This is a genomic window from Pseudomonas coleopterorum, assembly GCF_900105555.1.
GTDB classification, from domain to species: domain Bacteria; phylum Pseudomonadota; class Gammaproteobacteria; order Pseudomonadales; family Pseudomonadaceae; genus Aquipseudomonas; species Aquipseudomonas coleopterorum.
In genome coordinates, this window is the sequence record NZ_FNTZ01000001.1 from 2,971,383 (window position 1) to 2,985,155 (window position 13,773).

General features: G+C 62.4%; 13 protein-coding genes. 1 reads left to right on the top strand and 12 read right to left on the bottom strand.

Annotated features, from left to right (window positions below):
* Window positions 1–151 precede the first annotated feature (151 nt).
* Complete coding sequence (locus BLV18_RS13265; RefSeq protein ID WP_090359168.1) at window positions 152–2,902, top strand: dermonecrotic toxin domain-containing protein; 2,751 nt, start codon at window positions 152–154, stop codon at window positions 2,900–2,902.
* Window positions 2,903–2,971: 69 nt separating this feature from the next.
* Here BLV18_RS13265 and BLV18_RS13270 read toward each other — a convergent pair whose 3' ends face one another.
* From BLV18_RS13270 to fleN, 12 genes are all read right to left on the bottom strand, one after another.
* Window positions 2,972–3,364: a DUF2802 domain-containing protein gene (locus BLV18_RS13270; protein WP_090359170.1), complete on the bottom strand. Its 393-nt coding sequence runs from the start codon at window positions 3,362–3,364 to the stop codon at window positions 2,972–2,974.
* Window positions 3,365–3,844 (bottom strand): chemotaxis protein CheW, encoded by a 480-nt coding sequence (locus BLV18_RS13275; protein WP_049858774.1) that lies wholly within the window; start codon window positions 3,842–3,844, stop codon window positions 3,365–3,367.
* A 40-nt stretch (window positions 3,845–3,884) separates the two neighbouring features.
* Window positions 3,885–4,775 (bottom strand): CheW domain-containing protein, encoded by an 891-nt coding sequence (locus tag BLV18_RS13280; RefSeq protein ID WP_090359172.1) that lies wholly within the window; start codon window positions 4,773–4,775, stop codon window positions 3,885–3,887.
* The gene (locus tag BLV18_RS13285) at window positions 4,775–5,563 is read right to left on the bottom strand and encodes a ParA family protein (RefSeq protein WP_090359174.1); all 789 of its coding nucleotides are present in this window, start codon (window positions 5,561–5,563) and stop codon (window positions 4,775–4,777) included. The genes BLV18_RS13280 and BLV18_RS13285 overlap by 1 nt, the downstream gene beginning before the upstream one ends.
* Window positions 5,564–5,613: 50 nt before the next feature.
* Complete coding sequence (gene motD, locus BLV18_RS13290; RefSeq protein WP_090359176.1) at window positions 5,614–6,498, bottom strand: flagellar motor protein MotD; 885 nt, start codon at window positions 6,496–6,498, stop codon at window positions 5,614–5,616.
* An 11-nt stretch (window positions 6,499–6,509) separates the two neighbouring features.
* Window positions 6,510–7,250 (bottom strand): flagellar motor protein, encoded by a 741-nt coding sequence (locus BLV18_RS13295; RefSeq protein WP_090359178.1) that lies wholly within the window; start codon window positions 7,248–7,250, stop codon window positions 6,510–6,512.
* On the bottom strand, window positions 7,250–8,398 hold the full coding sequence (locus BLV18_RS13300) for a protein-glutamate methylesterase/protein-glutamine glutaminase (protein WP_090359180.1): 1,149 nt from the start codon (window positions 8,396–8,398) through the stop codon (window positions 7,250–7,252). Before BLV18_RS13300 ends, BLV18_RS13295 begins: the two co-directional genes overlap by 1 nt.
* A gap of 16 nt (window positions 8,399–8,414) precedes the next feature.
* Window positions 8,415–10,640, bottom strand: a complete 2,226-nt coding sequence (locus BLV18_RS13305) for a chemotaxis protein CheA (RefSeq protein ID WP_090359182.1) — start codon at window positions 10,638–10,640, stop codon at window positions 8,415–8,417.
* A 58-nt stretch (window positions 10,641–10,698) separates the two neighbouring features.
* Window positions 10,699–11,487, bottom strand: coding sequence for a protein phosphatase CheZ (locus BLV18_RS13310; protein ID WP_049858781.1), 789 nt, complete (start codon window positions 11,485–11,487; stop codon window positions 10,699–10,701).
* Between the two features lie 19 nt (window positions 11,488–11,506).
* Window positions 11,507–11,881: a chemotaxis response regulator CheY gene (locus BLV18_RS13315; RefSeq protein ID WP_090362272.1), complete on the bottom strand. Its 375-nt coding sequence runs from the start codon at window positions 11,879–11,881 to the stop codon at window positions 11,507–11,509.
* Between the two features lie 213 nt (window positions 11,882–12,094).
* Window positions 12,095–12,841, bottom strand: a complete 747-nt coding sequence (gene fliA / locus BLV18_RS13320) for an RNA polymerase sigma factor FliA (RefSeq protein WP_236690444.1) — start codon at window positions 12,839–12,841, stop codon at window positions 12,095–12,097.
* Window positions 12,835–13,668: a flagellar synthesis regulator FleN gene (gene fleN, locus BLV18_RS13325; protein WP_043186074.1), complete on the bottom strand. Its 834-nt coding sequence runs from the start codon at window positions 13,666–13,668 to the stop codon at window positions 12,835–12,837. Before fleN ends, fliA begins: the two co-directional genes overlap by 7 nt.
* Between the last annotated feature and the right edge of the window lie 105 nt (window positions 13,669–13,773).

Below are 13,773 nucleotides of genomic sequence, written 5' to 3' on the forward strand. Positions count from 1 at the left end.
GGATCCTTTTCGAGGCGTTCAGCCATGACGCGCTCGCACCCCCGAACGGACGTTCGTGACTACAGCGCCCTATCTATGTATCCCGTTCACCGTCCGCCCGCCGCGAATCATGGCCTGGCACGAATTTCCGTGCTTGAACAGGAATACCGCCATGACCCAATCATTCATCTCTGCCCAAGGCATCCAGGCCGTCCGCGATTCGCTGGACAATTACCCTCGGCCCGATCGCGCCGCCGCCGACGCCATAACCGAGTGGGCTGCAAAGCGCGACATGAAGCTGAACCCGGACAGGATCGATGCAGTCACGCTGCACTATCAGATCAAAGGTCAGCGCTGCATCGCCCGTGTCGTTCAGAAACTCACCATGACACAGGCGCTGCTGTCCAACTGGCAGGGTGAGTCGAACAACAATCTGATCGGTGCTGCGCTGCATGAGGCGTGGGCGGGGGATCCGCCGCCGTACCCGATCACGCTGGTCGACCACTTGGACGAGCAGAGCCTGTTCGACAATGGCGCGCCCTATCTGGTGTACAACGGACTCTACCGTCAGTCGTCGCAAGCTGCCTTCGACGCGGACCATCACGTACGTCTTCCTGCCGAAGACTTCCAGCGATTCATCTGGCAGTTGGACTTCCGCTATCCCTATGGGCGCATGCTGGAGACGTACTGGAAAGATGGACTGACCCGCTACCGCGATGCGGCAAAGGTCAACTTCATCGCCGCCTGCAACAAGCAGGTCGCCAACGCAAGCCTGAGCGACGACGGTCGCGTTCTGGCCTGGCAGGTGGCCGGCCTGCAAACGCGCCCGCGTCACGTCCAGGTCGCCTGCCTGAACATCTATGGCTATGTGGCCACCAACCTGCTTTGCCTGAAAAACACGACCACGGGCCTGACCCTGTTGTACATACCTGGCAACAGCTCGCCGTTCCATGAGTTCAGCGACGAGTTGACCATGCAGCGTTGGGTGGCCAGACAGTGCAAGCACCCCGATACCCGGCAGGCCCTGGAAACTCACTTCCCGCCAGGCGACGAGGCCGACACATTGGGTTTCAGCGGCTTGAGCACAGCGTTGACCGGGCTGGGACTGTTCCCGAAAGAGCACCACTTCGACCCTGATCGCCACCCTGGCTTTGCCACCAGCGGCTTGTGGAAACCCAAGGAGATCGTCAACTACAACGTGAGCAAATACAGCCCTCCCATCGAAGGCGATCTGTTCAAGGCGATGGCCAGGCAGCAGAAGAAGCGCTGCGAGCAGGACGCTGATTTCATCATCAGTACCGACAATTCGGTGACCAAGGAGAAATGGCGGGGGTACTTCGACTCGCTCATCAATACGCTGGCGCCGATCGCAATGGTCGTGCCGGAACTGGCGCCGATATTTGCGCTGGGCGGGCTGATCGAACTGGGCCTGGGCCTGGACCGCGCAATCAATGCCAAGACGCTGGCGCAGCGTGCAGACGGCGCCGCAGACGCTGCCTGGGGCCTACTCAACGCTGAGCCGCTGGTGCATCTGACAGTCCCGGAAACGCCTGCTATCTTTCGCATAAAACGGTCCGAGTTCGTACTTCCCAGCCGAGTCAATGGACAGATCGGGTATCCGCTGAGTCCGCTCAACGCTCCGCACCTGCCGCCTGTCGAACCGGTCCTGGAAACGGCGTTCAGCCTGCCCAACGCCATCCCGCCCTTGGCCGGTGCGCGTGAGGATATTGCAAATGCCATCGTCAGGGTACGTACCTACCGGGGTACGCGGGACATTCTGGAATGCGAGATCGATGGAGAGCTGACAGACGTGCACTACGATGTGGAGCACGATGCCTTCGTCCGCACCTCGGACGTGGACGAGCAGAACCCGCAGTACTATGTAGCGCCCCAGTCAGGCGGCCGGTCTCTGGTAAAGCTGGAAAATCCCGAGCGACCCGTTACCGATGCACAGCGCATGGAAACGCTGCAGGCACTGGGGGTGGACGTGATACTGCCCATGAGCCTCGCCGAACTGCGTCCGCCAGCCGCCAAACCCATCCCGCAGAAAATCTCGTGCATCTGGGTAGGCGACAAAGTCATCAGTCCCTCACTTTTAGCGAATGTGCGGCGCAACGCCGCCCTTCTGAGCGAATCCAGATACAAATATCGCCTGTACCTCTCCACGATGTCGCCAAGCATCTATGCTCGCAACGTCGAATATCTGGCCGCACATGCTCCAACGCTTGAAGTCATCCCGCTCGAATCGCAGCCACTGTACAAGGAGTTCCAGCGAAGCCCCTATTACGCCCAGTACAAAGCGGCCATCAACGGCAATCGCGGTGTGGGTTCCAACTTTGCGTCGGCATCGGACGTACTGCGCTATCGGGTGCTCTATCACGAAGGGGGGCTGTACATGGATCTGGACGATGCCATCCTGCCGCCGGGAAAAAAAACGCCACTGAAGCAAACGTCGGTGCCGATCGATTCGGTGCCCATGCGCACTTCGAACCGAGGCTTGATTGTGGGCTTGCCATTGTCCAATGAAACCTTGGGCATGAACACTGAATATGGCAACAGCATGATCGGCAGTCATCCGGGCAATCCGACCCTGAACGCGATATCGGACACCATGCGCCAGCGTTTCGAGGCGCAACCGGACTTCTACAAGAGCCGTCCGGACTTCTTTCACGACCCTGCAGGGTTTCAACGTTACGCCATTGCCCTGAACCACATAAGCGGGCCAAAAGCACTCACCGACACCATCCGTGAGCGGCTGCTGGAGCTGGCTCAGTACCGTGAAGTCTGGAACATGATGGCACTGCCGTTGCGCAATCAGGCCGCGACCATCAATTGGTCCGAAGTCGAGGAAGCCTACCAGGCGCTGACGCCTCTGAATAAGTTCTCTCAGGTGGGGAGTACTGCGAGCTGGAGATACACTTGATGGCCCACTGCCCGAATACCTGAATGGCGTCTGCTGTTGAATCCGATGACAGGCTGCACCGTCTCCGTGTTACCCACGGTGCAGTTTGCTCATCAGCTCGGCCTCGGCTTGGGTCAGGCCACACGCCTGAGTCAGCTCATCCACCGAGGCGCCCATGGCCACCAGCTTGCCGGCCTGGGCGAACGACAAGCTGCCGGGGTCGCGCTGCTCGAGCTGCGCCAGCTTCTCGGGCAGAGGCCCGACCACTGCGCGCAGCTCGTGCAACGCTTCGCCCAGGCGCACGTTGAGGTTCTGGTAGTCGTCCAGGCGCTTGGTCAGCTCGCGCAGCCGCTGATCACGCAGCGCGTCACCGGCCGCCTGCTCGGCGGCCAACAGGCGCTGGGTTTTCTGGTAGGAAAGGAACAACGACACCGTTCCTATCCACAGCACCGCCAGCAAGACGACAGCGACCTCGAAGATCACTCAGATGTTCTCCAGCTCGGACCACTCTTCTTCGGACATCATCTTGTCCAGCTCTACCAGAATCAGCAACTCGCCGTTCTTGTTGCACACGCCCTGGATGAACTTGGCCGACTCGTCGTTACCGACGTTGGGCGCGGTCTCGACTTCCGACTGGCGCAGGTAGACGACCTCGGCGACGCTGTCGACCAGAATCCCCACCACCTGCTTGTCGGCCTCGATGATGACGATGCGCGTATTGTCGCTGACATCGCTGGACTGCAAGCCGAAGCGCTGACGCGTATCGATCACGGTGACCACGTTGCCGCGCAGGTTGATGATACCCAGCACGTAGCTGGGCGCACCCGGCACCGGCGCGATTTCGGTGTAGCGCAACACTTCCTGCACCTGCATCACATTGATGCCATAGGTTTCATTGTCCAGACGGAAGGTGACCCATTGCAGAATCGGATCTTCGGAACCTTGGGCAGACGACTTCTTCATGCTACTAACCCCTCAAATGCCATGACGGCGGCGTGTTCATTCAATGCTTGATAACGGTGTTGATGCTGCTGGCGGCGGACTTGCCCGACGCCGAGTCGACCGCGCGCAGATGTCGCGCGCCGCCACTGGCGATCAGCTCGGCCAGCTCTGCGACGTCCAGTAGCGCACACATGTGTTCGATGACGGTTCCTGCCAACCATGGGCGCTGACCGCGCTGGCTGCGCCACTTGATCTCGCTTGGGTCCAGGCGCAGGGAGCGGCTGACTTGATGCACGGCCAGGCCCCACTCGTAGCCCTGCACCGAAATGACGTACTGCAGCCCGTCGCGGAAATCGTCACGATAGCGGTCGGGCATGACCCAGCGCGCGGTGTCGAGCACCTTCAGGTTGCCGCTGTTGCTGGGAAGGATGCCGAGAAACCAGTCTGGCTGGCCGAACAACGGCGTCAGGGTCTGACCGGCCAACGCATAGATGGAACCCAGGCATACCAGCGGTACGGCCAGAGTCAGCCCGGCCACGTCGAACAGCAGGCACTCGAACGGCTCGGCCGCCCAGGTGGGACGGCCATCGACCGCCGCCAGCAACGGTCGCGTGGCGACCGTCGGCAGATGCACATCGGCCACGGGCGAGACGCGCTCGGGCTCGGCGATGGGCAACGGATCGGCGACCGGAATGGGTACGGGCATGGGTACTGGCGCTGACCGCAATGGCGCCGGCTCGGGTTCCAGTACTGATTCGGCCACTGGCGCGGGCGCCGACTGCAGACTGACGGCATCGCGCGCCTGCTCTTCGAGCACCGCGGCCTGGAATTCGTCGAGCCGGTCCAGGCTGGGCTCCAGTTCGAGTGCTTCGGTGGCTTCGTGCAGCAGACTGTCCAGGTAGGACTGCAAGGCCACCTGTGGCCGCTGGGCAATATCGACGGGACGGTTCATCAGGCTACCTGCGCGACAAGTTGTTGAGCCAGCAAGTGCTTGAGCAAGGCACGGTAGGCGACCACGCCGCGGCTCTTGCCGTCGAAGCGCGAGGGTGTCTGTCCGGCCCGGCTGGCATCGCGCAGACGGGTGTCGACCGGGATGTAGCCCGGCCAAAGATGTTGCGGGTAATCGTCGCGCAGGGTGCGCAAGGTGCTCAGCGATGCCTGGGTACGACGGTCGAACAGAGTCGGAATGATGCTGTACGGCAACGCCTGGCGCCGCGAACGGTTGATCATGGTCAAGGTGCTGACCATGCGTTCCAGGCCCTTGACTGCCAGATGCTCGGTCTGTACCGGAATCACCAACTGCTGGCTGGCCGCCAAGGCGTTGACCATGAGCACACCCAGCAAAGGCGGGCTGTCGATCACGGCGTAGTCGAAATCCTGCCACAGCTGCGCCAGCGTCTTGGCGATGACCAGGCCAAGCCCGCTCTGCCCAGGCTGCTGCCGCTCCAGCGTGGCCAGTGCGGTACTCGACGGCAACAGCGAGACGTTGGCCTCGCTGGTCGGTAGCAGCAACTGGTGGGCGAGCCCTGCAGGCACTGCGCCCTTGTGCAGGAACAGGTCGAAGCAGCTGTGCGCCAGCTCGTCCGGATTGTGCCCGAAATAACTGGTCATCGAGCCGTGTGGATCGAGATCGACCACGACCACGCGTTTGCCTGCCTCGGCCAGCAAACCCGCCAAGGCGATCGAGGTCGTGGTCTTGCCGACCCCGCCTTTTTGATTGGCTACTGCCCAGACTCTCATGATGGTGGTTTCCCCTCGGTCAACAGCCGCCGAGACAGTGATGCTTCAATTTATGGGCCGGGCGGCGGACTTTTGACAGAGCCAGCCGCCGACGGCGCGTTTAGCGGCGTCAGTGCAGTTTGTGTGCCAGCACGACGCAACGCCGCATCCGGCTGCGCATTGGCACTGCCTGAACTGGTGATGCTGCGACGTACGTCCAGGTTGCGTGAAATGACCAGCACCACCCGACGGTTGCGCCCTCGCCCATCGGCGGTGGCATTGTCGGCCACCGGCTGGAACTCGCCATAGCCCACCGCAGCCATGCGGCGTGGGTCGATTCCCTCGAGGGCCATCATGCGCACGATACTCGCCGCCCGTGCGGTCGACAGCTCCCAGTTGGTCGGGTACTGCGCCGTGCTGATGGGCTGATTGTCGGTGAATCCCTCGACATGCACCGGGTTGTCGAAAGGCTTGAGAATGGTCGCGACCTTGTCGATGATCGAAAACGCCATGTCACTGGGCATCGCATCGCCGCTGCCGAACAGCAGGCTGGACTTGAGCTCGATCTCGATCCACAACTCGTTGCCGCGTACCGTCAATTGATCCGAGGCGATCAGGTCACCGAACGCCTGACGCACATCGTTTGCGATAGTCTGCAGCGGATCGGCCGCCTCGCCGACGGCCGCTTCAGGCTGTTCGCTGTCGGTCACCAACGGCTGCGCCGGACGGGTCGTCAAGGGTCGCTCCTCGCCGATCGGAATCGGCCGGATGCTGCGGTCCGGATCATTGAAGACCCCGACCAGCGCTTGCGAGAGCACCTTGTACTTGCCTTCGTTGATCGACGAGATCGAATACATCACCACGAAGAACGCAAACAGCAAGGTGATGAAATCGGCGTAGGACACCAGCCAACGTTCATGATTCTCCGGCTCTTCAATGCGACGACGACGGGCCATGGCTTGCTCTCCTAGTCGAGATAGCCTTGCAGCTTCATTTCGATGGAGCGCGGGTTCTCGCCCTCGGCGATGGACAGCAGTCCTTCGAGCAGCATTTCCCGATAGGCCGCCTGCCGCTGGGCCAATGCCTTGAGCTTGTGCGCCACCGGCAACAGCAGCAGGTTGGCACTGGCCACGCCATAGATGGTCGCCACGAACGCCACGGCGATGCCATTGCCCAGCTGGCTGGGATCGGCCAGGTTGCCCATGACGTGGATCAACCCCATGACCGCACCGATGATGCCGATGGTTGGGGCATAGCCACCCATGCTTTCGAACACCTTGGCCGCTTGCAGATCGCGGGTTTCGCGGTTGTACAGATCGACTTCGAGAATGTTGCGGATGGTCGCCGGCTCGGCGCCATCGACCAGCAGCTGCAAGCCCTTGCGGGCATAGTCGTCGGGCTCGGCTTCGGCGCTGGCTTCAAGGCCCAGCAAGCCTTCCTTGCGCGAGACCAGGCTCCAGTTGACGACGCGATCAATGCCCCCGGCCATGTCGATCCGGGGCGGAACGATGATCCAGCGAACGTTGTGCAGGGCGCGCTTGAACGCGCTCATGGGCGACTGGATCAGCGCCGCGGCCAGGGTTCCCCCGACCACGATCAGCGCGGCCGGACCGTTGAGCAGAGCCGACAGGTGGCCGCCTTCGAGAAAGTTGCCACCGATGATGGCGACGAACGCGAGGATGATCCCGATCAGGCTCAAGACATCCATCAGCCGCACGCCTCGACCAGGTGCCGACCGATGTCGTCGAGGCTGTAGACGGCGTCGGCCAGGCCAGCCTTGACGATGGCCATGGGCATGCCATAGATGACGCAACTGGCCTCGTCCTGGGCCCAGATCTGACTGCCACCCTGCTTGAGCAGACGCGCGCCCTCTCGCCCGTCGGCGCCCATGCCGGTAAGTACCACCGCCAACACCTTGTCGCCGTAGGACTTGGCCGCCGAGCCAAAGGTGATGTCGACGCAGGGCTTGTAGTTCAGCCGCTCGTCACCCGGCAGGATCTTCACCGCGCCACGGCCATCGATCATCATCTGCTTGCCGCCGGGCGCCAGCAAGGCCAGCCCGGGACGTAACACGTCACCGTCCTCGGCTTCCTTGACGGTGATCCGGCAGAGCTTGTCGAGGCGCTCGGCGAAGGCGCGGGTGAACGCGGCCGGCATGTGCTGGACCAGCACGATAGGGGTCGGAAAATGCGCGGGCAACTGGGTCAGGACGCGCTGCAGGGCCACCGGGCCGCCGGTGGAGGTGCCGATCGCCACCAGCTTGTAGGGCTTGCGCCGCGGCGTTGCGTTGCTGGCCGCGGGCGCTGGAGCGCGCGCAGGTGTGGCTGGCGCACTCGTGGCAGGCGATGGTGACCGGCTTGGCGCTGGCCGCGAAGACGCCGCTGCGGTACTGGCACCTGACGTGGCCGCAGGTGCGGCCGGCGCAGCCGGCGCCGTGAAGTGCGAGCCCAAACGGCGGTTACTGCGCGAGATCGTATGGACCTTCTCGCAGAGCATCTGCTTGACCTTCTCGGGGTTGCGAGAAATGTCTTCGAAATTCTTCGGCAGGTAATCCACCGCCCCCGCGTCGAGGGCGTCGAGGGTCACCCGCGCGCCTTCGTGGGTCAGCGAGGAAAACATCAATACCGCAGTGGGGCAACGCTGCATGATGTGACGCACGGCGGTGATGCCGTCCATCATCGGCATCTCGTAGTCCATGGTGATCACATCAGGCTTGAGCGCCTGGGCCTGATCGATCGCTTCGCGGCCATTGGTGGCGGTCCCGACCACCTGGATGGTGGGGTCCGACGAGAGAATTTCCGAGACGCGGCGGCGGAAGAAACCAGAATCATCCACCACCAGGACCTTGACTGCCATAAACACTCCACTACGATCAGATACGCCGCGCGGCGTAGCGCTTGAGCATGCTCGGTACATCGAGGATCAAGGCGATACGGCCGTCCCCGGTGATCGTCGCGCCGGACATGCCCGGCGTGCCCTGCAGCATCTTGCCCAATGGCTTGATCACCACTTCTTCCTGGCCGACCAGCTGGTCCACCACGAAGCCGATACGCTGAGTGCCCACCGACAGAATGACCACATGCCCCTCGCCCTGCTCCTCGTGAGCGGCGGACTTCACCAGCCAGCGCTTGAGGTAGAACAACGGCAGCGCCTTGTCGCGCACGATGACCACTTCCTGGCCGTCGACGACGTTGGTGCGCGAGAGGTCCAGGTGGAAGATCTCGTTGACGTTGACCAACGGGAAGGCAAACGCCTGGTTGCCCAGCATCACCATCAGCGTCGGCATGATCGCCAGGGTCAACGGCACCTTGATGACGATCTTGGAACCCTGGTCCTTGGCCGAGAAGATGTTGATCGAGCCATTGAGCTGGCTGATCTTGGTCTTGACCACGTCCATGCCCACGCCACGGCCCGACACGTCGGAGATTTCCGTCTTGGTGGAGAAACCCGGCGCGAAGATCAGGTTGTAGCAGTCCGATTCGCTCAGGCGGTCGGCCGCATCGCGGTCCATCAGGCCCTTTTCCACGGCCTTGGCACGCAGGACCGCAGGGTCCATGCCCTTGCCGTCGTCGCTGATCGACAACAGGATGTGGTCACCCTCCTGCTCTGCCGACAATACCACCCGCCCACCGCGCGCCTTGCCGCTGCGCTCGCGCTCTTCGGGTGTCTCGATGCCGTGGTCGACGGCGTTGCGCACCAAGTGCACCAACGGGTCGGCCAGGGCCTCGACCAGGTTCTTGTCGAGGTCGGTTTCTTCACCGACCAGCTCCAGATGGATTTCCTTCTTCAACTGCCGCGCCAGATCACGGACCAGGCGCGGGAAGCGCCCGAAGACCTTCTTGATCGGCTGCATCCGCGTCTTCATCACGGCGGTCTGCAGGTCGGCGGTGACCACGTCGAGGTTGGAGACCGCCTTGGACATGGCCTCGTCGCTGCTGTTGGCGCCCAGGCGGACCAGGCGGTTACGCACCAGCACCAGTTCGCCGACCATATTCATGATTTCGTCGAGGCGCGCGGTGTCGACCCGCACGGTCGTCTCGGCTTCGCTGGCAACCGGTTTCTCGGCCACCGGCGCACGTGCCGGAGCGGCCTCGGCCTTGCGCGGGGCCGCAACCGGCGCCGCTACGGCAGAAGTCGGCTGCGCGTCGGGCAGGCTGGCAACATCGCTGAACTTGCCCTTGCCGTGCAGCTGGTCGAGCAATGATTCGAATTCGTCGTCGGTGATGTTATCGCTCACCGGAGCCGGGGCTTGCACTTCGGCGGGCGGTTGCGGCTTGACCGCATCGGCGGTGAACGCACCCTTGCCATGCAACTGGTCGAGCAGCGCCTCGAACTCGTCGTCGGTGATCTCGTCGCCCGGTGCCGGGGCAGCCGTTGAAGCCGTTACGGTATCAACGGCTGGCGTATCGGCAACTTCCGAGGCAACCGGCGCTGTGGAAGCAGGCGCCAACGCGTCGACGGCGAACTGACCCTTGCCGTGCAGTTGATCGAGCAGCGATTCGAATTCGTCGTCGGTGATCTCGTCACTGACCGGCACATCGGGCACAGCAGTGGCTGGCGCAGCAGCCTGCGCCTTGGCAGCACCCAGAGAGTCGAGCAACTGCTCGAATTCGTCATCGGTGATGTCGTCGCCAGGCGCCGGAGCCGGTGCAACGACCGGTGTCGCCACGGGCGGTGCAGCCGTCACTGCGGGTGCTGCGACGGCCACTGCCGGCTCGGCCAGACGCGCCAGCGCATCGAGCAGCTGCGCACTGGCCGGCGTGACCGGGGCGCGCTCGCGCACTTCGGCGAACATGCCATTGACCGCGTCCAGGGCCTCGAGCACAACGTCCATGAGTTCCGAGTCAACCCGGCGCTCACCCTTGCGCAAGATGTCGAAGACGTTTTCGGCGATATGGCAGCACTCCACCAGCTCGTTGAGCTGGAGGAAGCCGGCGCCGCCTTTTACAGTGTGAAAACCGCGAAAAATTGCGTTGAGCAAGTCGGCATCATCGGGACGGCTTTCCAGCTCGACCAGTTGTTCGGACAGTTGCTCGAGAATTTCGCCGGCCTCTACCAGGAAATCCTGAAGGATTTCTTCGTCGGCGCCGAAGCTCATGTGGATGCTCCCTGGAATACGTGATTAACGGTCAACACAGTCAGACGCAGGCGGTGGCCTAGAAGCCCAGACTGGACAGCAGATCGTCGACATCGTCCTGACCGGATACGACGTCTTCACGTTTATCGGCATGAATCTGCGGACCTTCACCCTTGGCAGGATGTTTTTCTTGATCTTTTTCGGCACGAAGCTTTTCGTGGTCGTGCTGGATGCCGGCGAAGCGGTCCACCTGGCTGGCCATCAGGACCAGTTTGAGCAGGTTGCTTTCCACTTCGGTGACCAACGCGGTAACGCGCTTGATGACCTGGCCGGTGAGGTCCTGGTAATCCTGTGCCAGCACGATGTCGTTGAGGTGGCTGGCCACTTCACGATTGCCCTGCTCGCTGCGGGTCAGGAATCCGTCCACCCGGCGGGCCAGTTCGCGGAACTCGTCGGCGGCCACTTCGCGGCGCATGAAGCGCTGCCAGTCGGCGCTCAAGGCGCTGGCCTCGGTGCTCAGCGTATTGAGCACAGGCGTGCTCTGCTCGACCAGGTCCATCGTCCGGTTGGCTGCGCTCTCGGTCAGGCGCACCACGTACGACAGGCGTTCGGTCGCGTCGGTGATCTGCGACACCTCTTCGGCCTGGGGAATGGTCGGATCGATCTGGAAACTGACGATGGCGCTGTGCAGCTCGCGGGTCAGCTTGCCGACTTCCTGATACAAACCGCGATCGCGGGTCTGATTCAGTTCGTGGATCAATTGCACCGCTTCACCGAAACGGCCTTTCTCAAGGCTGTCGACCAGCTCGACGGCGTGTTTCTTCAGGGTCGACTCGAAGTCCCCCAACGTGCTTTGTTTGTGGTCCATTGCGCCCCCATTGCAGACTTCAGCTATTGACGCGCTCGAAAATCTTTTCGATTTTTTCTTTCAGCACTTGCGCAGTGAAAGGCTTGACCACATACCCGTTGACCCCGGCCTGGGCGGCTTCGATGATCTGCTCGCGCTTGGCCTCGGCGGTCACCATGAGCACCGGCAGGTGCTTGAGGCGGTCGTCGGCGCGCACCTGGCGCAGCAGATCGATGCCCGACATGCCCGGCATGTTCCAGTCGGTGACGAGGAAATCGAAGTTGCCGCTGTGCAACATCGGCAAGGCGGTGTTGCCATCGTCGGCCTCGGCGGTGTTGGTGAAGCCCAGGTCACGCAGCAGATTCTTGATGATGCGCCGCATCGTCGAAAAATCGTCGACGATGAGGATTTTCATGTTCTTGTCCAATTAGACCTCCAGCAGTCTTGAACACGCCCAGCCTCTGAGCGTGCATAACAATCGAATTCGCCTGAGCCACTTGCCGCTGCAGATCGCTTACACGCGCTACGCCAACGGGCCTCTTCGCGGGCAGAGCCCGCTCCCACATAGGTCGAGACTGTGGGAGCGGGCTCTGCCCGCGAAAAAGCCCGCACCGATCTCGCCGTTCCTTCAGCGTGCCCGCCACTCTCCCAAGCGCCCGCGCAGTCGCGCGGCGCACTGGCTGTGCAACTGGCTGACGCGCGATTCGCTGACACCCAGTACCTCGCCGATTTCCTTGAGGTTCAACTCTTCGTCGTAATACAGCGACAACACCAGCTTCTCGCGTTCGGGCAGGTTGGCGATGGCCTCGGCCAGCGCACCCTGGAAGCGCTCGTCCTCCAGATCCCGCGAGGGCTCCAGCGAACCGCTGGCGCCGTCTTCGTGCAGCCCCTCGTGTTCGCCGTCCTGCAGCAGGTCGTCGAAACTGAACAGGCGGCTGCCCAAGGTATCGTTCAGGATCCCGTAGTAATCATCCAGACTCAGATTGAGTTCGGCCGCAATCTCGTGATCTTTAGCGTCGCGACCGGTTTTTGACTCGATTCGGCGAATGGCATCACTGACCATGCGGGTATTGCGGTGCACCGAACGCGGTGCCCAGTCACCCTTGCGCACCTCGTCGAGCATCGCGCCGCGAATACGAATGCCGGCATAGGTCTCGAAACTGGCCCCTTTGCTCGAGTCGTACTTGGTCGAAACCTCCAGCAGGCCGATCATGCCGGCCTGGATCAGGTCTTCCACCTGCACGCTTGCCGGCAGTCGCGCCAGCAGGTGATAGGCAATGCGCTTGACCAGCGGCGCGTATTGCTCGATCAGCTGATGCTGCTGCGAGTCGCGCGACGCCTTGCTGTACATACGGTATCCGCTGGCGCTCATGATACGGGCCCTGCACTGGTTTGCTGCACCAGGCGTTCGACGAAGAACTCCAGGTGGCCGCGGGGATTGGCCGGCAATGGCCAGGTGTCTACCTTCTGCGCGATGGCCTTGAAGGCCAGCGAGCATTTGGAGCGGGGAAACGCCTCGTAGACGGCGCGCTGCTTCTGCACGGCCTTGCGCACCGACTCGTCGTACGGCACGGCGCCGACGTACTGCAGGGCCACGTCGAGGAAGCGGTCGGTCACCTTGGTCAGCTTGGCGAACAGGTTGCGGCCTTCCTGAGGGCTCTGCGCCATGTTGGCCAGGACCCGGAAGCGATTCATGCCGTAGTCGCGGTTGAGCAGCTTGATCAGGGCGTAGGCATCGGTGATCGAAGTCGGCTCGTCGCACACCACCAGCAGCACTTCCTGGGCCGCGCGTACGAAACTCACCACGGAGTCGCCGATACCGGCAGCGGTGTCGATGATCAATACGTCGAGGTTGTCGCCCACGTCGCTGAAGGCCTGGATCAGGCCTGCATGCTGGGCCGGGGTCAGGTGCACCATACTCTGGGTGCCGGAGGCCGCCGGCACCACGCGAATGCCGCCAGGGCCCTGCAACATCACGTCACGCAGTTCGCAGCGACCTTCGATCACGTCGGCCAGGGTGCGCTTGGGGGTCAGGCCCAGCAATACGTCGACGTTGGCCAGGCCAAGGTCGGCGTCCAGCAACATGACCCGGCGGCCGAGCTCGGCCAACGCCAGGGACAAGTTCACTGACACATTTGTCTTGCCGACGCCGCCTTTGCCGCCGGTCACCGCGATCACCTGTACGGGATGCATGCTGCCCATGTTCGTTCTTTACCTTGTCTAGACCGAGGCCACACCAGTGGCTGCCAGTTCGATTGCTCGAGTAATTCCTGGCAACCCTACGATGCAGGAAGATTGTGCTTGCCT